Source organism: Sulfurimonas sp. HSL1-2, assembly GCF_039645565.1.
Classification (GTDB): Bacteria; Campylobacterota; Campylobacteria; order Campylobacterales; family Sulfurimonadaceae; genus Thiomicrolovo; species Thiomicrolovo zhangzhouensis.
The window spans coordinates 1,684,830-1,708,904 of the sequence record NZ_CP147914.1 but is presented as its reverse complement, the minus strand read 5'-3'; the positions used below and the strand labels follow the sequence as shown (position 1 = coordinate 1,708,904).

The window sequence follows — 24,075 nt, the reverse complement described above, 5'->3', positions numbered from 1 at the left end:
GCGGTATGATACTTCACCTCGACCTCGACAGCTTCTTTGTCTCCGCCGAACGTACCCGCAACCCCGATCTCGTGGGAAAACCCGTGATCGTCGGCGGGCGGGGGGACCCGTTCATTTTTGACGCGAAACCGGCCAGGGAGAAGAAGCTTATCCAGCTGAACCAGGGGGCTTTCGTCCCGACGCTTTTTCATGCCGAGCACGACGCCTCGAACTACTTTTTCGACGCGGGGCGCATCCGGGGGATCGTCACGACGGCCAGCTACGAAGCGAGGGCCTGCGGTGTGAAGACGGCCATGACTATCCGCGAGGCGCTGCAGCTCTGCCCCCGGGCGATCCTCGTCCCCCCGGACCATCTGCTCTACCACACCCTGTCGCATGAAATGATGGAGATGCTGGCCAAGGAGATCCCGCTGGTGGAGCAGTACAGCATCGACGAGCTCTTCGGCGACGTCACCGGCTGGATCGAGGAGCGGGAGATGCCCGGTTTCATCCGCTACCTCCAGGAGAAGGTGACGAAGGAGCTGCTGCTGCCCGTCTCCATCGGGGCGAGCAACGCCAAGTGGATCGCGAAGCTCGCGACGTCGACGGTGAAGCCCTACGGGCTGCGGGTCGTCTACGATGAGGAGATTGCCGAGTTTACGCGCGACGTCCCCGTCGGGGAGTTCCCCGGGGTGGGGAGGGCCTTCGGGAAGAAGCTGGCACGTTACGGCGTCGCCACCGTCGGCGAAGCCGTGGCGAGCCCGCACCTGTTTGCCAGCTGGGGACGGCACGGTCGCGACCTCTATGCCCGCATGAGCGGTCGGGACGGGGAGGGGATCAACCCCCGCCGCAGCCGCAAAGGGATCGGGATGTCGCGCAGCATGGACCGCCCCATCCGGGAGCGTGACGAGTTCTACCGCCGCGTGCGGGTGATGGTGCGCCACTGGACCCATACCATTGCCCGCCTGGGCGTCAACCCCACGACGTTCTATTTCAGTATCGGGTACGAGGGGCGGCTGCGCAGCAAGAAACAGTACACGGTCTACCGCTTCTTCAACGAGCGTTTTATCACCGCGTTCGCCCTGGAGAAGTTCCGGGAGCTCGATCTTTATCCGAACGCGGCCGTCACCTACATCGCCATGAGCGCGACGAAGTTCCTTCACCACGATCCCAAGGCAGTCGATATGTTCACGCTCGAGGAGGACCGGAAGATGCAGCGGCTCGACGGCGCGGTGATGAAAATGCGGGAGCGTTACGGCATGGATATCGTGCGGCGTGCCGCAGAAATGGGCAGTGAAACGTAACCGATTTGAAACGCCTTCAGGGTAAGATATCGGTATGCTGGACAGAACTTTGATGCAATCGGCCCTGGACACCTTCGAAGAGCTGCGGAGCGACCTGCTCGCGGCCCGTCACGGGACCGATCCGAACCATCCGCGTTACCGGAGCCTCCTCAACCTCAGGCAATACCTGATCCTGCGTTCAAAAGACTGGACGGAGCTGCAGGAGAAGCTTTTCCTGCTTTCGCTCTCCTCCCTGGGACGCTCCTACGCCCATGTCGCCGCCAGTGTCGATACCCTCTATGACCAGCTCTCCTCTTCGATGGGACGGGGGGAGATCTCGCCAGAAGAGACGGCGGCGTTCCACCACCTCGGCATCGCCGCGGCCCAGGAGATGATCGCACAGAACAGCCGGGCCCTTTTCGGCGGGAAGAGTTCTGCGGATACGGCGGAGCAGACGACGGCGGTCATGGTGACGCTCCCCTCCGACGCGGCCCGCAACGGCGGGGAACTGATCCGGGGGCTTTCGGAAGCCGGCGTCAACGTTTTCCGCATCAATACGGCGCACGACGACCCTGCCGTCTGGCAGGGAATGGCCGATGTGATCACGGCGCTGAACGCAACGCGTCCCGCGGAGGAGCCGCTGAAGATCTTTGTGGACCTGGCGGGACCGAAGATCCGGACGGGGCGGGTCAGACGGCTGAAGCTGCCCATTGTCCTCGGCAGCAACAAGCGCGAAAAGATGATCATGATCCGGCCCGCACCGGCGCAGACCTTTTCCGAGCGTACCGATCCCAATACCCGTGTGAGGATCCCGGGGCAGCTCGCTCTGGAGCGCACCCTCTTCGACACGCTCGTAGCGGGCGACGTGCTGAAGGTGACGGACATCAACGGGCGGCACGCCAAGATTACGATCAGGCAGATTGACGACGTCGGGGCATTGGCCGCGGTCAGCAAGAAGGTCGCCGTCGACGAGCGCTGTGCGGTATCGGCCGGCGGCCGGAAAGGATTTGTGACGGGCTGTGTCGAACAGCCCGAGCGCATCCGACTCTTTACGGGGGATCTGCTGCGCATTACCGCGACGGATGCGGAGGGGTGTGCCGCGATCCGGGACGAGACCGGGCAGACGGTTGCACCGGCGCACATCTCCTGTACGCTGCCGGCGTTCGCCTCCTATGTCCGCCCGGGCGACAGGGTCTACATTGACGACGGCAAGATCGGCCTCTTCGTCAATGAAAAGGAGGCCGACGGCGTGCTCTGCACGGTCACCCAGGCGAAACCGGGCGGGACGCTGCTCAAGGAGGAGAAGGGGATCAACCTGCCCGACACCTACCTTAACATCCCGGCCCTGACCCCGGCAGACCGGGAGAACCTGCGTGCCGTCAAGCACTTTGCCGATATGTTCGGCCTCTCGTTTTGCCAGACGGACCGTGATATCGCCGATCTGCAGGCCCTTTTGAAAGCAGAGGGGTGTGCCCGGATCGGCATCGTGCCCAAGATCGAGACCCGGCACGCCGTCTTCCGGATGCCGCGTATCCTGGAGCAGCTGCTGGTGTGGGAGAAAAGCGGGGTGATGATCGCCCGGGGGGACCTGGCGATCGAGACGGGCTTCGAGAACCTCGCCGCGATCCAGGAGAGCCTGCTCGATCTCTGCAGCGCGGCGCACCTCCCCGTGATCTGGGCGACGCAGGTGCTCGAGAGCCAGATGAAGAACAATCTCCCCAGCCGCGCCGAGATCACGGACGCGGCGATGGCGGGGCGGGCGGAGTGTGTCATGCTCAACAAGGGCCCCTTTGCCATCGATACGGCGGGGGCACTGCTGCGGATTCTGGACCGGGTACACCAGAGCTTCCGGAAAAACCGCCAGCTCCTGCGCAAAGAGACGCTCTGGTCAGTAGCCGACGCGCCGGAGGATAGCCTCTAGTCCCGGCAGGTAGCCGCCGCCGAAGGCGCGGATGTGCACAAGGTAGGGGAAGATGCGGTAGAGATCGGCCCGCTGTTCGAAAAAGCCCTCCGGGATGGGGCGGTGTTCCCGGTAACGCGCGTAGAACGCTTCGCCGAAGGTGTGGAACATCCCGATAAAAGCGAGTTCCATTTCGAAGTGGCCGTAGTAGCAGGCGGGGTCGATAAAGGCGGCCAGGCGGTTGTTCTGCGTCAGGACGTTCCCGCCCCAGACGTCGCCGTGCAGCAAAGAGGAGTGTTCGGGCTCGTCCAGAAACTGCTCGAAATCGGCGGCCAGTTTTTCGATGCGCCCCAGCAGTGCTTTATCGATCTGCCCCTCGTCGAAGGCCTTGGCGGCAAAGTCGAGCACCCGCATCTCCCGGTAGAAATCGACCCAGCGTATCCGCGGCCGGTTGCGTTGTCGGAAAGGGCCGATGGTCGTATCGGAGCCGAACCCGAAGACACCCTGGGCGGGGATACTGTGCAGGTGGGCCAGGGCATCGGCGATCTCCTCTTCGCAGGCGCCGTTGCAGGCGGCGTCGTTGGGGATGTACTCCATGACCAGGCGTCCTGCGCTTTGCTCGAATACCTCGGGTACGCGGAGGTAGGGCCGGAGGTGCTCGAGCATCGTCGCTTCCGCCTCCAGCGCAAAGGGGTCTTCGGAGGATTTGACGATCCGCTGCGTGCCGTCTTCGGCCGTCTCAAGGTCGATCGTTGCAACGGAGTTGTTGCCGAGCCGGATCGTTCTTACACCCATGACTCCCTCGTGATTTTAAGCTGCCGATCCCGGTCGTCGGTCAGAAGCAGTTCGCCGTCCTGGATCAGCGCCTGGAGTTGCATACTCCGTTCTGCCATGGCCGCAGCGTCGCCCTCTGTATCGAGCTGGATCACCTGAAGGTTGCCGAAACGCGCCAGCTTGGTACCGTTCTGGCGCCACCATGCGTCGGCCGCCCGGCGGGAATAGGTGTAGATGATCACCGCTTCGGCACGGCCGCACGCCTTGCGGACCCGCTTCTCGTCGGGCTGTCCCAGGTCGATCCAGAGCCGGATTGTGCCGTCATAATCGGTCAGCCAGAGGTCGGGTTCATCCTCCTGGACGATCCCCTTGGTAAAGGCAAGCCGTTCGTCGGCATGCAGGGCAAAAGCAGCCAGGCGCATCATCATCCGCTCTTCCGTTTCGGAGGGGTGGCGGGCGACGGTCATGTCGAAGTCATGGTAGAAGTGGCGGTCCAGATCGGAGATGGAAAGGGATACTTTGTAGATCGTTGCGCCCAGCGCCATGGGGTCTCCTTGCAAATGCGGTGCGTTATTATACAGAAGCGCAAAGCCGGGTGCAGCATTAGGGGAAACAGCAGAAGAACACAGTAAAATATAGCGATTTTGGCAGAGGGGAGTCTATGGAGTTTATTTATCTGTCGCATCTGCTTGACAGGTCGACGCCTTCTTACGGCGGCACCACGCAGATGGCGTGCGACCGGCTGGCATCGATCGAGGCGGGAGATGTCGCAAATGAATCTTTTCTCCGTATGCCTGCGCATATGGGGACCCATGTCGATATGCCGCTGCATTTTTTTGAGAAGGGGCAGGAGATCGAAAGTTTCGATGCCGCTTACTGGGTGTTTGACCGTCCGCTGATTATGGAAGTCTCCCCCGAAAGCCTGCTTATTGAAGATGAACTGATACGCCGCCTCGAAGCGATCGAGGGCAGAAACAATACCGACCTGCTGCTGGTGAAAACCGGTGCGGAGGCCTACCGCGGTGAGCGGGCATACTGGGAGAGCAACCCCGGGTTTTCGGCAGGGCTTTTTGACGTGCTGGTCGCCAGATTCCCGAAACTGCGCCTGCTGGGGTTCGACACGATCTCCGTCGCCAGTTTCCAGCATCCGCAGGCAGGCCGCGAAGCCCACAGGGCCTTTTTAAATCCGTCACGTCCGGTGCTTCTGCTCGAAGATATGCATCTTGCAGATGTTGGGGAGACGACGCCGCTGCGCCAGGTCGTTGTCGCGCCGCTGCGTATCAGCGGCAGCGACGGGCTGCCCTGTACCGTGTTGGCGGCGATTGAGTGAGCGGAAGAGGAGAGAAGATGACCAAAACCGTTTTTATTACGGGGGGTGCCAGCGGTATCGGGAAGGCGGCAGTCAAACGTTTCTACGAGGCCGGGGATCAGGTCTTTTTTATTGACAAGGACGAGGCTGCCGGCATCAGGGTGGCGGAGACCTTTGACGCGCAGCGTGTCCGCTTCTACTGCGCCGATGTCTCCGACAGTGAAGAACTCCGTGTCGCGGTGGAGAGCGCTGAAGCGGCGTTCGGGGGCATTGACACCGTCTTCGCCAATGCCGGGCAGCATCTGAGTGCCACCCTGCTCGATACGACGGAGGCGCAGTGGGATGCCCTGATGAGTGTCAACCTTAAAGGGGTTTTTCTCACCCTCAAATACACGCTGCCGAAGCTGATCGCCCGGGGCGGCGGCGCCGTCGTGCTGATGGGGTCGGATCAGTCCCTGATCGGCAAACGAAAGAGTTTCGCCTACGGTGCAACCCGCGGTGCAGTGGCGCAAATGACAAAGAGTCTTGCCCTGGATTACGCTGAAAGTAACATCCGTGTCAACTGCGTCTGTCCGGCGACCATCGAGACGCCGCTGGCGATGAAGGCGATGCGCAACGCTGCGGGGCTCAGTGAAGATGCCGATATGGAAGCGGTTTTGGCCGAGGAGCGTGCACTGCACCCGCTGGGACGGATCGGCCGGCCCGAAGAGGTGGCGGAAGCCGTCTATTTCCTCGCCTCCGACGCGGCATCGTTCATTACCGGAAGCCTGCTGCCGGTCGATGGGGGCTTTACCGCCAAGTAACCGGCCGGTTTAACGCGCTTTGGCGGCGAGAAGGTCGGAGAAGGCCGATTTGATCCGTTCTGTCGGCGGGATATGGTACCCGGTCGGCTTGTCGGCAATGACACGCATACAGGTGTTTAGCTCGAAGATGAAGAGTTCGTTCTGGGGCGTGATGTGGCAGTCGATGCCGAAAAAGTCCAGCGGGAGTTTTTCGTAGATGCGCTCCGCGTAGTCTTTCAAAAATGCCGGCGGGTGTTCGTGAAAGGCTTTTTCCGCGTTTTGGAGTGTTTCGTCTTTTTCCATCAGCTCTTTACGGGACTCCGCATGGATGTTCCAGGACGTCGAGGCGATGAGGTGGCGGGGGTAGAGTTTGCCGTCAATGACGACCAGGCGGTATTTCCGGTAGAGACCGTCCGCATCGCGGAAGTCGTAAAAGGCGATTGCATAGAAATCCCTGCCGTCGAAGGCGAAGCGTTCGAGTTTCGGCAGGTCCGCTTCACGCTCGACCAGTACCATCCCGCCGCCGCCGTGTTCGCCCGCCGAACGGAAGATATAGGGGTAATCCAGGCCGTTTTCGCTGATGAGTTCGGGGACTTCCGAGAGTCGGTGCGGCGTGATCCGGACCGTCTTGGGCATCATCAGGCCCGGGGTGTCCTTTAGAAGCGTATAGATCCGATCGCGGGTGGTCGCGAAAGTAAGTTCAGGCGGGTTGATGACGGGGGCGCTGCAGTGTTTGAGAGTTTCTCCGATCTGCAGAAGCGCATTGGTGTTGGTATCCGGATCGCAGACGGAATTGACGACGACGTCTGCGGGGGGAAGGGTGATCTGCTGCGGACGGCGCCCGCCGAAGGTGGCTGTCGTGACTGCCATTTTCTCCGGTTTCATCAGCATTGCGAGGGTATTGGTCCCTTCGAATATGACTTTGAGATCACGGGGATTCCCATTGTTCCATACGACGGTGGCATGGCTGCTGTCGGGGGCACCGATAAGGTTCAGGACGTTAAGCATGAGGACTCGCTTTCATGGTGCATTTGTCAAGGAGCATCTTCTCGACCGCTTCGTTAAAGCGGTTTATCTCTTTGGCCCCGAAGTAGCCCTTTTCCTTGACGGCATCGGCATAGTGCGCGCCACAGTTGACGCCGAAAAGGATCAGCTCTCCCTTTTTATCCAACGTACATTCGGCGGCAAAAAAGTCGAGCCCGAGCTGGTTGCGAAGCGTCTGCAGCACGGGGAACTTTTTTTTCCGGAAGTTTTTGAGAAAATCCTTCTCCTCCTTCAAAACGGCTGTCATCCGCAGCTTCAGGCCCCGATGGGCCTCTTTGTCGTTTTGGATGTGCCACCGGTCGGAGAGGATCAGGTGGCCGGGTAGGACGGTATCCCCGATAACATAAAACCGGTAGAGGCGGTAGAGACCGTCAGCTGAACGGTAGTCGGTGAAGGCGGAGGCGTAATAGGCCCTGCCGTCGAAGGCGAAGCGCTCGAGCGCATGGAGATCGTCGAGGGTTTCAAGGATGTAATGGTTCGGCCGTTCCGGATCCGCGGCAGCCTCCTTGAACAGCACGGGAAGGTTAAGATTGTGGGCTTCCAATGCATTTCGGACGTCGGCAAGTGAATGCGGCGTCAGACGGACGGTTTTGGGCATCGTAATCCCTTTGAGGGGGGTGACGGTCTCGCAGAGGCGGTCTGCGCGGATGCGGGAGATATTGGCCGGCGGATTGATAAAAGGGTAGGAGTTGCTGCGCGCGGCATGCTGGGCATGGTCCAGGGCCCGGATGCAGCGCTCGGGATCGCCGATACTGTTGTAGACGACATCGGGCCGGATATTGACGCTGATCGGGTTCGCGGCACCGCCGTAGAGCAGTTTCAGGTAACGGAAGCGGGATGGATCGAGCGGTTCGAGCAGCGGCGGAATCCAGTTGAAATCAAGAAAACGGCGTGTGCCTGTTTCATCTGTCGTCTCCAGAACGATCTCGTCCGAATCGGGCAGTCCCGCCAGTTGTAAGATGGTAGTCATGGTTATGGATGCTTTCGCGTCATTAAGATGTTGGATTATCGTGGATAGGGACTTAGAGCTCTCTAAAAATACATCAGAGGCCTGAAAGTCGGGAGGGTATGCATGGTGCAGAGGAAGGGATACTCCCCCCTCCTGCAGACCATGGAACGTTACATCATACCGCCACAGCTGCCGACAGGGATGTCACTCCAGCGGCTGAACGTAGCATTGGCGTCCGGAGCGACAATGGTAACTGTAGAATAGTTGGAGGCGTTGGCATCAAAGCTGGCCGTTGCGCTGCCGCTGACGGTCACAATACCTGCATACGGCAACACGTTGTTTCCATGGAGGCCGTCACCGTCGAAGTAATCATCCTGGTTCTGCTGGACGACCGGATCGGTTTTGAACGTGACGGTACCGCCGAGGCAGGTGGTACCGTAGGTGCCGTCAACGGTCACGTTCTCTTCGCTACCGCTCTCGAATCTTTCCATGACGAAGTCTTTGAAGTATTCGTTCCAGGTCATACTCTCGACGCCGCTTGCATTGGTTTCATACTCCGTACGGAAACCGTTACGAACCAATTTCTGATGGGAGCCGTCCTGTGCACCTGTGTCTTTATCTGTCCTGTTGAAGGTGTTTCTGTCGCCGTCGATAACGTCGCCGTTGCTGTCGACATCGACCCTTTTATCTGTGCCGTAATAGCGGGTATACATGCTCCATGCCGGTACACCGGTTGCGTCGGTGTAGTCGCCATCCGCTTCCCAAACCTGTTTATAGGAATTGTTACGTGAATATGTTCTGGACGTTGTAGTCTCATTGTTGTCATATCCCCAACTGAAGTTGTCCTGTCCCTGCCATGTCTGTTTGGTCAGGTTCGCATCGGTGCTATAGGTTCCCGAATATGAATAGGAGTAGCCCCCGTTATAGAAGTAGCGGTTGACCGGTTCACCGTTGATCGTCGTACTCGCATTGTCATAACAGTGGTCGTATTCATAGGAATAGGAATAGGTATCCGTCCAGCCGCCATCAGCCGGGTAATCGTGGCTTCCTGATTCCGTATAGGTGTAGCTTCCGCTGATAGCACATGAAGTAGTGTATGAATGGCTGTAATCGCCGCTGCCGAGCGCGGCTGCCACCTGCACCTGGATGGCCTGCTTGATGTCGGCGCCGGCTGTCGCTGCCGCAATATTGCCGTTGTAAAGCAGGCTCATGGCATTTTCTACCGTCGCGAGGTCAATACTAGCCGCTGTTTTGATGTCTGACGGCGCCGAAGGTCCCGAGGAACTGCTGCTGCCGCAGCCGACCATGATCAATGCCGCCGCTGCGACGGAAATACCTATTACGCTGAAACGTTTCATAATATGCCCCTTGTTCAGTAGTGTTAGATATTATCAGTGTAAGAATGCAAAGCTTAAGGTTTGCTTGAATATCCCCAAAACTGTTAAAAAAAATGCTCTTCTTTTGTGAAGCTTTCCTGTCATATAATAAGTTGTATTGATAAGTTGGTTTTATAAGTGATACGAAGCGGATTTCGGGGATGCCAACAAAGGATGAAGATGCTTTTCAAAAGTACGGCTGTTATGTTGTTCGCTTTAATGATGGCTGTTCTGCTGCTCACGGCGTGCGGAGACGGGTCGCATTCCGAATCGGATACATTGGTGGAGACGGTTACCGTAAGCATTGGCGGCAGTACGGCGGTCAGGGGAGCGCTTTGCGATGCGGATATCGAAGTGATGAAGCTCGACGGCAGCGTGCTGTTTTTCGCCAAAAGCAATGCGTATGACCCGCAGCGTGACGGTACGGAGTACAACGCCACGGCGACGGAGCTGCTGCCTTTCAGCGAAAGGGCTGCGGGCCGTTTCGCAGCAACACGGGCTTTCGTGGTATCGTCGCTGCCCCTGGAAGATACGATGTTGCTCTTGAAAGTGACCGGCGGTCAGGAGATCGATCCCGACGGTGATGGATTTGTCCTTGAGAATGATATACGCAGTTTCGCCGGCCCGCTTTATGCCTACGCAACGTTCGGGACGCTGCGCGACGGCAACGTGTCGGTCAACCTATTCAGTTCTGCCGCTGCCGCCGTAGCAGCGGAACGTCACCTTTTCGTACCGTCGACGGTCACAACGATCCTCGGGAAAGTAGCCGGAAAACTTTTCGCTTCGGACCCGGCAGGCGGCGCAATCGATGCGGCGACGCTGACCCGCTTCAACCCCTCTATTGTCGAAGACAACCGTTCGGTTCATTTCGGTGATCTGAACGACCCGGACAGTTACAACGCATTGGCAGGGGGCTATTACGCAACGGGACTGTATGAAGGCAGCGAAGGGCTCTGGAAACAGGATGGTGATCATGAAGGGCTTATGGATGCCTTTGAACAGCTCTACGGTACAGATACCGGACTGGCCGACAGCGACAGTGACGGCGTCAATGATTATGCCGAGGTGTGGGGCGGCACGGACCCACTGGACGGCACGAATGTCCGGGGGGATCTGCTCTTTCCCTACCAGTGGCACCTGCAGAACACAGGGCAGACGGCCGGTGCAAATGATGGTGGCATAGCCGGGGAAGACCTCGGCATCACTGGACTGCCGGCCGCCTATGCCGGCAGCGGTGACGTGGTCGTCGGCGTTGTCGATACCGGTGTCGAGTCCGGGCACCCCGATCTGAAAAACAATCTTGACATGAGCATGAGCTACCACTACGGGACACGTACGAAAGACCCCGTCCCGCTGGCAAGTGATATCGGGTACCACGGTACTTCATGCGCGGGGATTATCGGCGCGCAGGGGTTTAATGCCGTTGGGGTCCGCGGCGTTTCGCCGATGACGCGGCTGGCCGGTTTCAACGTGTTGGCAACGGGGAGGATTTCCGATTTCGCCGATGCGTTTTCCCGCAGCGGTATCGCCATCTTCTCAAACAGCTGGGGGCCGATAACGTCGGCGGCATTGACGGACTGGGGGCCGGTGCTCGAAGATGCTCTGGAAGAGGGTGCACTCAACGGACGCGGCGGAAAAGGAGCCATTTATGTCTTTGCCGCCGGCAACGATCGTACCGACAGCCATGAAGGATATGCCAATACTTCCAGTCTGCACAACAGTAAATACGCCATTACGGTTTCCGCGGTGGATGCTTCGGGCAGGCTCAGTGTCTACTCCAACACTGGGGCGAACGTTCTTGTCGCCGCAACGGGGGGTGCGTACGGGCTTACGGATCCCGCGATCGTGACGACGGACCTGACGGGGGTCGGAATTGGGCATGATACAAAGTATGATATTGACGGAAACGTTCTTGGCGACTCTGTGCTGGATGGAAACAATCCGGATGGAAACTACACCCGCTTTATGAACGGGACATCTTCGGCATGCCCGTCGGTAGCCGGTGTCTGTGCACTCATGCTTCAGGCCAATCCGGCGTTGACGCGACGGGATGCCCGCTATATTCTTGCCCGGACGGCACGTCAGAACGATGCGTCCGACGGCGGCTGGACCTTGAACGGGGCGGGATTGCCTGTTAACGGAAAATATGGTTTCGGAGTCGTGGATGCAGCTGCTGCCGTTGCCATGGCGGAAGGGTTTACAACGCTGGGGCCGGAACAGCTCATCGGGCGCTATACCGATTTGGCCAATGTTCAGATCCCCGACGCGAACAGTACGGGCATTGAGCGTGGTATCACTATTACCGAAGCGATGTCGGTCGAACATGTCGATGTCTGGATCACGACAGACCATGACCGCATCGATGACCTCCGTATCGTTCTCGTCTCGCCGTCGGGAACAGAGAGTGTCCTCGCCGTCGGCGGGGAAAACTACCTCTTCGGTTCCGCGCGTTATGCAGATTGGCGGTTTTCGACCGTACGGTGTCTGGATGAAACTTCGGTGGGTACATGGCGACTGAAAGTGATGGACCTCAGGGCCGGATACGGCGGTTTGCTGGAAAGCTGGCGTATCCGAATTAGCGGTCACTTCTAGAAGGAGAAGCAGTGAAGACTTTCTATCTGATTGCGACTGTATTGGCGGCCGTGGTGGTGTCGGCGGCTCCGGTAGAGCAGTCCCGGTATTTACAGAACAGCTACGGGAAAAAGACGCTTTTTATCAAGGCGGAAGCGAAAACGTTCGACGGGGACGAGCAGGCAGCTTCGAAACAGGCACGGACACAGAACGGAACTGCTGCACACGCCGGGGAAGTCTATTATAGGACGGGGGTAAGAAAACCTGCCTTCCGCTATGTGTCGACCGGGCGTATTGTTGTCCGCTTTGCCCCCGGGGTGGACCCGGAGACCTTTGCGGCGGCAAACGGTTTGGAGTACCGCCGAAGTTTCGGCATTGGGAAACGCAGTGCCGTTTTTATCAATAAAAGCAACGCCGACGATATCGCGAAGTCCAATGCACTTCTGCAGCAACAGAGCGTCGAGTCGGCGGAACCGGACTGGGTGATGCCAGTCAAAGTCTATTAGACGCTGTAATGATGATAAAAATGCCGAAGAAGAGACGACGGAGTCTGATGGCTATACCGCAACGCCCGACAAAGGTGCTCTAACATTGATCAAGTTATAATCTTCCAGCATGCGGAAAAGAAAGGATATGGATGTCGAAAAAAAAGACCAAAAACAGCAAAGAAACCTCAGAGATCAGGAGCAAGTTCACGCCGGACGTTCCGCTGCTACTGAAAGATCTCGGTGTGTCGGTGGCCGTTACGACCTATCAGGCCGGGAAACTGTTTCTGCTTCGCAGCACCGGCAGCAGGCTCAATGCACATTTTCGCTCTTTTTTGCGCCCGATGGGGCTTTGCGTCGATAAGAACCATATCCATATGGGGGACCTCTACAGCATCATCAAGTTTCACAACATCCCCGGAGCCTGCAACGCCCTGGAATCTCCCATACCGTTGGATGCGTGTTATCTGCCCCGCAATATCCATATTACGGGCAAAATCGATATCCATGAGATGGAAACGGACAGCGAAGGCAACCTCTGGTTCGTCAATACGCTCTATTCGACCCTGTGCAAGTTGGATTACGAACACAGTTTCGTACCGGTGTGGAGACCCGATTTCGTCACTGAGATGGTCGCGGAAGACCGATGCCATCTCAACGGGCTCTGCATGATCGATGGCAGACCGAAGTACATGACGGCTCTGGGGCGGTCCGACATGAAGGGCGGCTGGCGCGAGAACAAGCGCAACGGCGGCATACTGATAGACATTGAAACGGATGAAATCGTGTTTGAAGGGCTCTCCATGCCGCACTCGCCGCGGTGGTACCGGGGGAAACTCTGGGTACTGGAATCGGGAGAAGGCAGCCTCGCGACGCTGGACCTGGAACGCAAAGAGGTGACGACCGTTGCACAACTCCCGGGTTTTGTCAGGGGATTGGATTTTGTCGGGAACCTTGCCTTCATAGGTCTTTCGAAGATCCGTGACAGCGCTTTTTCCGGGCTGCCGATCGTCGAACGCATTGAAGAGCCTTTGTGCGGTGTATGGGTCGTTGATATCGATACGGGAGAGACCGTAGGGCACGTGGAGTTCGTCTCCGGCGTGGCAGAAGTGTTTGGCGTCAAGGCGGTACCGGCCCTCTTTCCGGAAGTGAGGGAGCTTTTCGAACCGCTGCAGCAGAACAGCATCACCGTACCGTAGTCCTCGTACTAAAAGAAGAATCTTCTCCCGTCCTCGGGTTTTTCAGCGCTCAGGGCTATGGGATCTACTCTCAACGCCATATTTCCATACTGTTTTATGCGTGGAAAGGGTTTCATCGTGGTAATCAGGGAAAGAAAAACAGGATTGCGCGTCGGTGTGATGCACTGAAGCGGATTGGATCACACATGTATCGGTATAAAACCGGTACACAGATGACGAGAGGGGAAAACGTTCCCCTTTCGTTCCGAGAGATGTCTCTTAGTCACAAAGACCGGTTGCGAGTGAACCCCAGCTGCCGTACGTGCTTGTACCGTCCGGCGCAACCAGGGTCGCTGACGTGTAGTTCGAAGCGTTGCTTTCGAAGGCGACCGTTGCCGTACCATTGCCTTTCATCGTCACCATACCGGCATACGGAAGTACATTGCCGCCATGATTGTCAAACTCGTCGAAGTATGTCTGCTGGTTTGATTGCATTACCGGTGCCGTGCTGAAGGCGACGGAACCGCCCAGGCAGCTACTGCCGACCGTACCGGAAACAGTGGTGTTCTCTTCATCCGCACCGTCGCTGTGGGTCTCGATCTTGAAGTTTTTGAAATAGATACCATTGGCAAACTCTTCGACGCCGCCGGATGTTTCGTAGAAGCTATTGAAGCCGTTGGCATACTCTTTCCAATAGGTGTCGTCATAGAGCCGCATATCTCCTGCAGTGATATCAATCTCTTGTCTAAAGCCGGACTCAACTTCCCCGGAACTGTTGACGTCGACCATTTTGAGATAACCTTTGGCTTTGAGCATTTGCTCTTCGCCCGGCGCTGTGGCTGAAGTAACATAATCGCCGTCAGCGTTCCATGTCCGTTCAACGACGGCGTTCCACGTCTCCGAGTGAGACGCTTCCGTCTCGTTGCTGTCGTAGAGGACGACGTAGTCGTAATCGACTGAATAGGACTCTTCCGAAAGGTTCGCGTCTGCATTGTAGCCATAAGTCATGCTCTCCATGATTTTGCCGTTGATGGATTGACGGCTTTGCGGCGTACCGTTGATACAGTGGTTGAAACTGTAAGCCATCGTCTCGGTATAGGACCAGCCTCCGTTGTCTTTCTGTGTGTAAGTATGGCTACTGGTCAGAGTAGTGCTACCACTGATGTCACAGTCCTGTGTAGAAGTTTCGCTGCCGGTTTCAGTCGTGTCTTTGAGTTTGGCTGCCAGCGTGGCTTTGGTCTCTTTGACCTTTGTCATCAATGCGGTGGTAGCCAGTTTACTTTCCGTCGCACTGAATATATTCACACCGCTGCGTACAAGTGCAATCGCATTTTGTGCTGTGCTGGTGTTGATATCGATGGCTGCTTTGATATCTGCCGGCGCCTTGAGGCTCGATGAGCTACTACTGCCACAGCCACCCATAATGAGTGCCGCTGCCGCTACGGAAAGTCCGATCAATCCAACATGTTTCATGACATACCCTTTATTAGTAGAAATTATTATCAGTGTATGGCGGCTAAGCTTAAATAAACCTTTATTGTGATTATAATGTGTTAAAATGATTCATGCCCAGTGGAACGGAAAGTTCTCGAATTAAATAAGTATACTTGATATAAAAAGATGAAGAATATGCATAGAACGAGAAACATATTTCATAGAGCAGCAAACCCCAAGATGTCCATTCTACATTTTTTCGGTCTTATCGCAATGCTGTCGCTCCTGTCGGCATGCGGCAGCAGCAACGGAGGCGGCAGCGACCCGGTAACCGGTACGGCAGAAACGGTTTCCAAAACGATAACGGGAAGCACGGCAGCTGCCGGGGTGCTCTGCAACGCCGATGTTGAAGTGGCGACACTGGACGGGACGGTACTGTTTCGCGGAAAAAGCAATCAATATAGTAGCCTGACCGACAGTACAGATTACAATGCGACGGCGGCGCGCCTGCTGCCTTTTGCCCAGAGGCAGGCGGGACGTTTCTCAGTTCGGCATACCTTTTTGGTCCAGAATGTTCCTGCAGAGGCCAGCATGCTGCTCGTGACAGTGCGGGGCGGTCATGACATCGATCCGGACGGTGACGGTTTTGTCGTACAGGGAGCCGACAGAAATTTCGAAGGACCGCTGTACGCCTATGCCGCGTTCGGCGATCTGGTAGAGGGCAATGTCTCGGTCAATCTCCTCAGCTCCGCCGCGGCGGTTGCGGCGGCGGAACGTCATCTATACGTCCCGTCGACCATCCGGAGGATCCTCGACGGTGCCGCAGCCGTGATGTTCAGCGGTGACCCCCGGGGCGGCCCGGTCAGCTATGCGACACTGACCCGCTTCAACCCTGCCGTGGTCGAGAACAACACATCGGCTGATTTCAGTTTTTTGGCCGATGCCGATGGCTATCGCACGCTGTCGGGGGGACTCTATGCCTCGGCGCTCTATGAGGGGAACCGGACCGGGCAGTTGCAAGACAGTGACGGAGAGGGACTTCTGGACGCTTTCGAAGGGCTGATCGGGACAGATGCGGGCAAAGCGGATACGGACGGTGACGGGGTCAACGACTACGCGGAGGTGTGGGCCGGTACGGACCCGCTCGACATCAGCAGCACGGCGGGGGATCTGCTCTATGCCTACCAATGGCATCTGCACAATAGCGGCCAGCCCAGCGGCGCTGTTTACGGCGGGGTGCCCGGCGAGGATCTGCGCATCCCAGACAATATTCCGACCTACAGGGGAAGCGGCCGCGTAGTAGTTGGTGTTGTCGATAGCGGCATAGAGTCAGGGCATCCGGATCTGAAAAACATGCTGGATATTTCACTCAGTTACAACTATCGTACGCATACGAAAGACCCTATTCCCATGGAGAGCGATATCGGTTACCACGGCACGGCCTGTGCCGGGATCATCGGTGCCCAGGGGTACAACGGCGGGGGTGTCCGCGGGGTGGCTCCAATGACACGTCTGGCGGGGTTCAACGTCTTTTCTTCGGGACGGGTATCGGACTTCACCGATGCGTTCGGCCGCTCCGATATCGATATCTTCTCGAACAGCTGGGGACCCGTATCATCGGCAAGTTTGACGGATTGGGGCTTTGAATTTGAATCGGCGCTGCAGGATGGCGCCGTGAACGGCCGCGACGGGAAAGGGGCCATCTATGTTTTCGCCGCGGGCAATGACCGGAGGGATGCGCATGAAGGGTATGCCAATACCTCCAGCCTGCACAACAGCAAGTATGCCATTACCGTTTCATCGGTGAATGCAGACGGCACGCTGAGCTCATATTCCAACACGGGGGCGAATGTGCTTGTTGCCGGGACAGGAGGCGAGTACGGTTTCGATTCCCCCGCCGTTGTTACGACGGACCTGACCGGCGTGGAGATCGGTCGCGATACCTATTATGGCCATGACGGCAGCATCATCGGGGATTCGTCGCTTGATGGCAACAACCCCGATGGCAACTACACGCGCTTTATGAACGGGACATCGGCGGCCTGTCCTTCGATTGCCGGGGTCTGTGCCCTGATCCTGCAGGCAAACCCGGAGCTGACCCGCCGGGACGTCCGGTATATTTTGGCCCGTACGGCTCGCCGGAATGACGTTGCCGACGGCAACTGGAGCAGTAACGGTGCGGGACTGCACATCAATGCCAAATACGGATTCGGTATTGCGGATGCAGCGGCGGCGGTCACGATGGCGCAAGGGTTCCCGGGCCTGGGCGACGAACGCGTGACATCGCAGTACACGGACACCGCCCGCGTGGATATACCCGATGGGGATGCGAACGGTACGGAACGTTCCATTGAGATTCCTGAGGCGATCACGGCCGAGCATGTGGATGTCTGGGTGACAGTGGACCATAGCCACATAGACGATCTGCGTATCGTGCTTATCTCGCCTGCAGGGACGGAAAGCGTCCTTGCCGTCGGGGGGGAAAACTATATCTATCCCCTGGAATCCTATACCGATTGGCGCTTTTCAACAGTGCGCTGTCTGGATGAAAATTCGCAGGGGAGCTGGCGCCTGAAAGTGATGGATGTTGTCCCCGGCAGAAGCGGTTCGTTGGAGAACTGGCGGATTCAGGTGAGTGGACATTGATAAGGAGAAGACGATGATGCTGAAAATAGTATGGCAGCTGTGTGTACTCACAGGGGTGCTTTTGGCAAAAGAGGACGGAGCATCTACATTTATACTCCAGGACAGGCATGGCAATCAGGTTCCTTTTGTCAAAGCCAAAGATGAGACACTTACCCTGACGGACAGAGAAGCGGCAACAAGAGCACGTGTTGATGGAAAAAGTACCGTGCATGCCGGGGAAGTGTTTTTCAAACACGGAACGGCTGTTCCGGCATACCGCTACATTACAACAGGACGCATAATCATCCGTTTTGAACCCGGAAGCGCCGTGGACCCGGAGGCATTTGCAGAGGCAAACGCGCTCGAATACATCAGGCCGGCCGGTGGGAGCGGGGCGGGGGGCGTGTTTGTCAATCTCAGTGACCGCAACGATCTGCTTGAATCCAACTTTCTGCGCGAAAAAGATGGGGTTGAATCGGCGGAACCCGATTGGGTCCTGCCTGTCAAACTTTATTAGGGACGCTATAATAGTGAAAAAATGCGTAAGGAGTGACGATGGGCTGGACCTGTTCTTACCAGCACGGCGATGTGTGCGACCTGCTGAAAAAAACATGCGATCCCGGTGACAAGGGATGCGTCCTCTACGGGAAGGCCGTCTTCTCCAACCCTGAAACCCCCTCCAACGCTGCCGTCAAACGGCGCGAAGAGACCCGCAAACGCAGGGGACTGCGTGACGAGATGGAGGACGCGAAGTTTTTCTAGCGCCTTCGCGCCCGCTTACCCTTTTTTCTTGTAATGGGAAAGGAAATAGTGGTAGGAGTGGGCCAGCGCTTTGTTGGTCAGGACGACAAAGGCTTTCGTCTCATCCCATCTGGCTTCCGTTTTGTCCTTGAATGCGGCGTAACGCTCCTGCATTTCAGCGTACATCTTCTCCAGTTCCTCCAGGCGCTTGTCGAACTCGGCTTTGACCTCGGCACTGTAGTGTGTCGCTTTCTCTTTCAGGGCCTCGATCTCGGCGCGGTAGCCCTCGACGGTTTTCTGACTCTCTTCGATGACCTCTTCCTCTTTTTTATGTGCGGACATAGTATCGCTCCTTTCAGTGGGATATAACTATTGTACACTATTTCCGCCGCCATTGGTAGTGCCGTTTCATTAAACGCATTATCCAAAATGAGTGTGTACAATGCGAGGCATGCGGATACTTACACTTTTATTTTTTCTTCCCCTGTTTCTTCTCGGTGCGACGGAGATTTCCGACGCCGACCTCAAAGCGCAGATCGGGCGGATGCTCATTGTTGGTTTCGATGCCGAAACGCTCGACGCCTCTGACCCTTTCGTGCGGGAACTGCGGCAGTACAAACCGGGCGGCGTGATCCTTTTTGACCTCGGCTACCCGGACCTGAAACGGACGAAGAACATCCGTTCACCCCGCCAGCTCGCCGCGTTGACGGCCCAGCTGCAGGCCTTTGCCACCGCCCCGCTGCTCGTTTCCGTGGACCAGGAGGGCGGCCGGGTCGCGCGCCTGAAACCCGCCTACGGCTTTCCTGAGGTTCCCTCGGCGGAGGCCGTCGGGATGCGGGATGACCCGGCGTACGCGCAGCAGGTATACGGGACATTGGCGACTACCCTTTCCGATGCCGGGATCAATACGGACTTTGCCCCCGACGTCGACCTGGCGGTCAATCCCGACAACACGGTAATCGTCGGCCTCAAACGCTCCTACGGCAAGTCTCCGGAAAAGGTGACGCGGTACGCGGGAATAATGCTCGATGCCCTGCGGGCGAAAAAAGTCGTCGGGGTACTGAAGCACTTCCCCGGGCACGGCTCCTCCCTGGGGGATTCGCACAAAGGTTTCGTGGACGTCAGCGAAACATGGACGCCCGTAGAGCTCGAACCCTACCGCCGCCTGATCAACGAGGGCAAAGCGGACATGATCATGACGGCCCACGTCTTCAACCGCCGTCTCGACCCCGACTACCCGGCGACGCTCTCGCACAAGATCAACACGGAGCTGCTGCGCGGCGAGCTGGGCTTCAAGGGGGTCATCGTCAGCGACGACCTGCAGATGAAGGCGATCTCGGAACACTACAGCCTTGAAGAGACGGTGCGCCTCGCCATCAACGGCGGGGTGGACATGCTGCTCTTTGCAAACCAGCTCGGCAGCAACATGCTTGGCCGGATCGTCGAGACGATCTACGCCGAGGTCAAAGCGGGGCGGATCTCCCGCGAGCGGATCGTCGAGTCGAACCGCCGTATCAATGCGCTTTACGACGCCTACGGCATCGGCGCGCCGAAAATCGTCGACAAGCCCATCGCTTTCGGCCCGCAGCGCACTGCCCTGACGAAGCAGTACATCAAACAGCACTATGGCATGGACGTGAGTGACATTACGATCGATCCGAAAGTCATCGTCCTGCACTGGACGGCCGATATGGGGCTGAAGTCTTCTTTTGCGCGCCTGCAGCCGGAGCTGCTGCCCGGAAGCCGCGGCGACATCGCGACCGCAGGTGCGCTCAACGTCTCCTCGCAGTTCCTCGTCGACCGGGACGGCACCATCTACCGCCTGATGCCGGAGAACCGGATGGCGCGCCACGTCATCGGGCTCAACTACGACAGTATCGGCATCGAGAACGTCGGCGGGGAGGGCAATGCCAAAGAGGACCTCACCCCGGCGCAGCTGCGCGCGAATATCGCGCTGGTGCGCTACCTCGCCGGGAAGTACCCGCACATGGAGTACCTCATAGGACACCACGAGTACCGCAGGATGGAAGCGACCCCGCTGTGGCGGGAACGGGACAAGGGATACCGCACGGAAAAGAGCGACCCGGGCGAGGCCTTTATGCGGAAGGTGCGCAGCGCCGTCAGCGACCTGCACCTGAAAGCCCCGCCGGAAGCGCGCTGATGGGATTCTCCCCCCTCGACTGGACCGTCTTCGGCGGCTATTTTGCCATCCTGGCCTTCAGTTCGTGGCTCTTTTCCCGCGTGAACATACGTTCATCACGCGACTACTTCGTCGGGGGGAACAGCGTCCCGATGCTCGCCGCCGCCGTCTCCGTACTGGCGACCTCGCAGTCGGCGGCGACCTTCCTGGGCGGCCCGGAGTACGCCTACCGCAGCAACCTCACCTTCGTCGGCTTCTACGTCTCGGCGCTGCTGGCCGTGCTCTTCATTGCCAAGGTGCTGGTGCCGCGCTTCTACGCAATCCGCGCCGTCACCGTCTACGAACTGCTGGAGCAGCGCTACGGCGCGAAGGCCAAACGCGAAGCGGGCATTATGTTCCTCGTCGGCCGGGTCCTCGCCAGCGGCGCGCGGCTCTACATCGGGGCGCTGGCCGTTTCGATGATCGTCTTCGCCGACATCGCGCCGCTGCACCTCTTCGCCGCCATACTTATGCTCGTGCTGGGGGCGCTGGCCTATACCTACTTCGGCGGGGTGAAGTCGGTCATCTACAGCGACGTCATCCAGGCGGTGACCTACATCGGTGCCGGTGTCGCCGTGCTGATCTACCTCTACAGCACGCTGCAGACGGACATCGGTACGATGTATGACGTTTTGAATGCCGAGGGGAAACTGACCGTCATCGACACGGCCGGAAACTTCGGCATCTGGAGCCTGTTGGGCGGCTGGCTGCTGCTCAACATCGCGGCCTACGGCCTGGACCAGGATATGACCCAGCGCGTGCTGGCCTGCAAGAACGGTCGCGACGGCTCACGGGCGCTGGTCGTCTCCATCGTCATGACGATTCCCGTCGTGCTGCTCTTCCTCGCCATCGGGCTGCTGCTTTACCTCTTTTACAACCACCCGGAACTCTCCGGCATCGGCGGCGGCGCCGTGCAGGAGTTCGGCGGGGAGAAGATCACTATTTTCATGACCTACATCCTCAACGAAATGCCCGCGGGGTTGCGCGGGTTCGTCACCGTGGGGGCGATTGCCGCCGCGCTCTCCTCGACGAACTCGGTGCTCGCGGCGATGGCCTCGGTAGCCGTGGAAGATATCTACCGTCCCTGGAAGACGGCGCGGGGCGAGATGGAAGAAAGCCACTATGTAGCCGCCGCGCGGACGGCCGTACTGCTCTTTGCGCTCGTGCTGACAATGATGGCCGTCGTGAGCTACTACTGGCAGCGGGCGACGGACCTGCCGCTGGTCAGTTTCGCGCTGGGGGTCATGAGCTTCGCCTACGCCGGACTGCTGGGCGTCTACGCCTCGGCGCTCTTTACGAAACGCGGCAGCACCCGAACGGTACCGTGGGCCTTGGGCGGCGGTTTTGTCACAGTATTACTCTTGCAGCCCTACTGTTTCGGCGGGGCCTTCTCTCTGGCCGATCAGCTTGTCGGGGGAACGGCGGTGGCGTTTGTGATTATGCAGTTCGGGAGCAGGGGAGAGTAACGTTTAAAAATGGCAATCAAAAGCTGCTTGCGGTTTTTGATTGGGCTCACCTGCTTTATTATGTATCATTCAATTAAACTCGTAATTCATAACTTATGGCATGCAGAACATTTTTATATCTCTTTGCAAGTAGTACAATCATGATAAGTGGAATTAAATATACAAGTAATCTGAAAAATGAAATCGAATTTTCAATTTCCTCTCTAAACACAATCATAACACCAATGTAAACTGAGAATGTAGCGAATACTCCAATGATGCGGCTATTCTGCCGTTTCTCATACGTAGTTTCTCTATGAATATTGTTATACGAATATTTGAAAATTGCAGATAATACTGCGTAAACAATTTGTTCGGGAATAAAATTCAAAATAAGGATATCTGTCAATTTAAAATTAGTGTATTGACTATATAACCAAAATGAAAAAGGCAAAAAAATTATATATATTGTGAGAAATACTAAAAATTCTTTAAAGGACATTTTTTACCTTTTATACGACTACGTTTAAAATGAGCAATCAAAAAGCCACCCGCGGGGTTTTGATTAGCCTCGTTTGGTTTGTCAAAGGATAGTTTAAATTAATACATATAATCATTGTCATTGAAATTACCGCAATTGATTGTAAAGACTTCGATACTCATACCAAGTATCGTTGTCTGACTGTCCCCAAACAAAAACCGCTTCACCGTTGCAGTTCATGTCCATATCATAGTTGATGGGATTCAGTGTATTGTCACTGCTTGTGAAATACTCACCATCAGTCCATGATCCTTGGATCAGTTGGCTCATCATTAGTTGCCAGCTGCTACCGTTTTTTTCATTCCAGACAAGAATAGCGTTTCCATTCTTGTCAATTTTAGCTAATGGATTAACAGACTCAATGCCTGCAGAACTTACAGGCACAGGTGTGTCCCAGTACCCGTCCATAAGTTCAATACGGTAAATCTGATACGCCGTACCCATCAACTGTTGCCAAGTAATAATGGCATTACCGTTCGCGCTCAAGGCTAAATTGGGATTAATAGTATGAACACCGTCCATACTGACACTTTTCGGTCCAGACCAGACATTGCTTTTTAACTCATTCATATAGATTTGAGCATTTGTGCCTGTATCATTCTGGTTCATCCACACAACAATTGCATTTCCACTTTCGTCCATTTCAACATCATACAAAACACTTTCCGTTGTCCCAACAGTTTTCGGAGTGTTCCATACCCCTTGCACTAATTCGCTACTGACGAGAGTCGCGTTGTAATCTTCTCGCCAAATTAGCACCCCGTTGCCTTCCGCATTGATTCTAACTTCAGGACTACGAACATAATATCCTGTAGCCACAGGTTCAGGTGTAGACCAATCTCCATCCATCGATTCTGTTTTATATATTGTATTGTTTGTTTCCCAGACAATGATTGCATGACCAAGATCATTCATTGCGACGGAATGGCCACTCGATCCTGCATCAAGATAGCTCAGTACTCTGGGCGGACTCCAAAAGCCATTGCGAAACTCTGTTATTATTAATGCTACCTCACCGGTTTGATACCATACTATGATGGCATTGCCGTTGTTGTCCATTGCTACAACAGGTTTGTATACTGGATTATAGGACTGATTAGGTACATTACTAATAAGCTCTGCTTCGCACCAAATGTTACCTCTAGATTCATGTCGTATTAATTCATAGTGACCATTATTATTATTGTAATGCCAGGTGACAATAATGATATTACCTTGGCTGTCTATTTCTGTTACTGAATATCCGCTACTTTGAAAAAATGGTTCGGGGGTACTCCATGTCTTTGTGTCAGGTAATTGTTTACTACTGGAGTTACTATTACAACCAGTAAATAGAATTATCAATGCTATAAGATATATTTTCGTATATTTCATTTCTTGTCTCAAAGTGCTTGGAATATATTAGACATAACTCTTTATTGATATCCAAAACATACTTTTGTCGGAATCGTAATAGATATTCAGACATACAAAGTGTCCT

The 24,075-nt window shown here is 56.3% G+C and carries 20 protein-coding genes; 12 read left to right on the top strand and 8 right to left on the bottom strand.

Annotated features, from left to right (window positions below; genetic code table 11):
- Positions 1–5 precede the first annotated feature (5 nt).
- Positions 6–1,283, top strand: coding sequence for a DNA polymerase IV (locus WCX18_RS08855; RefSeq protein WP_345987239.1), 1,278 nt, complete (start codon positions 6–8; stop codon positions 1,281–1,283).
- 34 nt (positions 1,284–1,317) lie between these two features.
- The gene (locus tag WCX18_RS08850; RefSeq protein ID WP_345987238.1) at positions 1,318–3,183 is read left to right on the top strand and encodes a pyruvate kinase; all 1,866 of its coding nucleotides are present in this window, start codon (positions 1,318–1,320) and stop codon (positions 3,181–3,183) included.
- Here the strand turns inward: WCX18_RS08850 and WCX18_RS08845 are convergent.
- Entirely contained in the window at positions 3,151–3,957 is an 807-nt protein-coding gene (locus tag WCX18_RS08845) for a fructosamine kinase family protein (RefSeq protein WP_345987237.1), read from the bottom strand. The genes WCX18_RS08850 and WCX18_RS08845 overlap by 33 nt on opposite strands.
- The gene (locus WCX18_RS08840; protein ID WP_345987236.1) at positions 3,948–4,481 is read right to left on the bottom strand and encodes a YaeQ family protein; all 534 of its coding nucleotides are present in this window, start codon (positions 4,479–4,481) and stop codon (positions 3,948–3,950) included. Before WCX18_RS08840 ends, WCX18_RS08845 begins: the two co-directional genes overlap by 10 nt.
- 116 nt (positions 4,482–4,597) lie before the next feature.
- Between WCX18_RS08840 and WCX18_RS08835 the strand changes: the two genes are divergently transcribed.
- The gene (locus tag WCX18_RS08835) at positions 4,598–5,266 is read left to right on the top strand and encodes a cyclase family protein (protein WP_345987235.1); all 669 of its coding nucleotides are present in this window, start codon (positions 4,598–4,600) and stop codon (positions 5,264–5,266) included.
- A gap of 17 nt (positions 5,267–5,283) precedes the next feature.
- Positions 5,284–6,048, top strand: a complete 765-nt coding sequence (locus WCX18_RS08830) for an SDR family NAD(P)-dependent oxidoreductase (RefSeq protein WP_345987234.1) — start codon at positions 5,284–5,286, stop codon at positions 6,046–6,048.
- 9 nt (positions 6,049–6,057) lie between these two features.
- On the opposite strand, the gene WCX18_RS08825 is transcribed toward WCX18_RS08830, so the two are convergent.
- The 3 genes from WCX18_RS08825 to WCX18_RS08815 all read right to left on the bottom strand — a co-directional run bounded on the left by WCX18_RS08825 (position 6,058) and on the right by WCX18_RS08815 (position 9,378).
- Positions 6,058–7,035 (bottom strand): hypothetical protein, encoded by a 978-nt coding sequence (locus tag WCX18_RS08825; protein ID WP_345987233.1) that lies wholly within the window; start codon positions 7,033–7,035, stop codon positions 6,058–6,060.
- Positions 7,028–8,041: a hypothetical protein gene (locus tag WCX18_RS08820; RefSeq protein WP_345987232.1), complete on the bottom strand. Its 1,014-nt coding sequence runs from the start codon at positions 8,039–8,041 to the stop codon at positions 7,028–7,030. The genes WCX18_RS08825 and WCX18_RS08820 overlap by 8 nt, the downstream gene beginning before the upstream one ends.
- Before the next feature lie 149 nt (positions 8,042–8,190).
- The gene (locus WCX18_RS08815; protein ID WP_345987231.1) at positions 8,191–9,378 is read right to left on the bottom strand and encodes a hypothetical protein; all 1,188 of its coding nucleotides are present in this window, start codon (positions 9,376–9,378) and stop codon (positions 8,191–8,193) included.
- A gap of 198 nt (positions 9,379–9,576) precedes the next feature.
- On the opposite strand from WCX18_RS08815, the gene WCX18_RS08810 reads away from it, so the two are divergent.
- The 3 genes from WCX18_RS08810 (at position 9,577) to WCX18_RS08800 (ending at position 13,651) form a co-directional block, all read left to right on the top strand.
- Positions 9,577–11,988, top strand: a complete 2,412-nt coding sequence (locus WCX18_RS08810; protein WP_345987230.1) for a S8 family peptidase — start codon at positions 9,577–9,579, stop codon at positions 11,986–11,988.
- A gap of 11 nt (positions 11,989–11,999) precedes the next feature.
- Positions 12,000–12,473 (top strand): hypothetical protein, encoded by a 474-nt coding sequence (locus WCX18_RS08805; protein ID WP_345987229.1) that lies wholly within the window; start codon positions 12,000–12,002, stop codon positions 12,471–12,473.
- A 131-nt stretch (positions 12,474–12,604) separates the two neighbouring features.
- Entirely contained in the window at positions 12,605–13,651 is a 1,047-nt protein-coding gene (locus WCX18_RS08800) for a TIGR03032 family protein (protein WP_345987228.1), read from the top strand.
- 258 nt (positions 13,652–13,909) lie between these two features.
- Here the strand turns inward: WCX18_RS08800 and WCX18_RS08795 are convergent, their stop codons facing one another.
- Positions 13,910–15,052 carry a hypothetical protein gene (locus WCX18_RS08795; RefSeq protein ID WP_345987227.1) on the bottom strand — a complete coding sequence of 381 codons (1,143 nt, stop codon included), beginning with the start codon at positions 15,050–15,052 and terminating at the stop codon, positions 13,910–13,912.
- A 252-nt stretch (positions 15,053–15,304) separates the two neighbouring features.
- Between WCX18_RS08795 and WCX18_RS08790 the strand changes: the two genes are divergently transcribed.
- From WCX18_RS08790 to WCX18_RS08780, 3 genes are read left to right on the top strand one after another with little or no spacing between them, the layout of a single operon-like run.
- A complete protein-coding gene (locus WCX18_RS08790) occupies positions 15,305–17,710 on the top strand; it encodes a S8 family serine peptidase (protein ID WP_345987226.1) in 2,406 nt (801 codons plus the stop codon).
- Positions 17,711–17,723: 13 nt separating this feature from the next.
- Positions 17,724–18,206, top strand: a complete 483-nt coding sequence (locus WCX18_RS08785; protein WP_345987225.1) for a hypothetical protein — start codon at positions 17,724–17,726, stop codon at positions 18,204–18,206.
- A gap of 38 nt (positions 18,207–18,244) precedes the next feature.
- A complete protein-coding gene (locus WCX18_RS08780) occupies positions 18,245–18,451 on the top strand; it encodes a hypothetical protein (protein WP_345987224.1) in 207 nt (68 codons plus the stop codon).
- 15 nt (positions 18,452–18,466) lie between these two features.
- On the opposite strand, the gene WCX18_RS08775 is transcribed toward WCX18_RS08780, so the two are convergent.
- The gene (locus tag WCX18_RS08775; protein WP_345984763.1) at positions 18,467–18,772 is read right to left on the bottom strand and encodes a hypothetical protein; all 306 of its coding nucleotides are present in this window, start codon (positions 18,770–18,772) and stop codon (positions 18,467–18,469) included.
- A gap of 109 nt (positions 18,773–18,881) precedes the next feature.
- On the opposite strand from WCX18_RS08775, the gene WCX18_RS08770 reads away from it, so the two are divergent.
- Both WCX18_RS08770 and WCX18_RS08765 read left to right on the top strand, forming a co-directional pair.
- A complete protein-coding gene (locus tag WCX18_RS08770) occupies positions 18,882–20,591 on the top strand; it encodes a glycoside hydrolase family 3 N-terminal domain-containing protein (RefSeq protein WP_345987223.1) in 1,710 nt (569 codons plus the stop codon).
- A complete protein-coding gene (locus tag WCX18_RS08765) occupies positions 20,591–22,075 on the top strand; it encodes a sodium:solute symporter (RefSeq protein ID WP_345987222.1) in 1,485 nt (494 codons plus the stop codon). The genes WCX18_RS08770 and WCX18_RS08765 overlap by 1 nt, the downstream gene beginning before the upstream one ends.
- Positions 22,076–22,682: 607 nt before the next feature.
- On the opposite strand, the gene WCX18_RS08760 is transcribed toward WCX18_RS08765, so the two are convergent.
- Positions 22,683–23,969 (bottom strand): hypothetical protein, encoded by a 1,287-nt coding sequence (locus tag WCX18_RS08760; RefSeq protein ID WP_345987221.1) that lies wholly within the window; start codon positions 23,967–23,969, stop codon positions 22,683–22,685.
- Positions 23,970–24,075 lie beyond the last annotated feature (106 nt).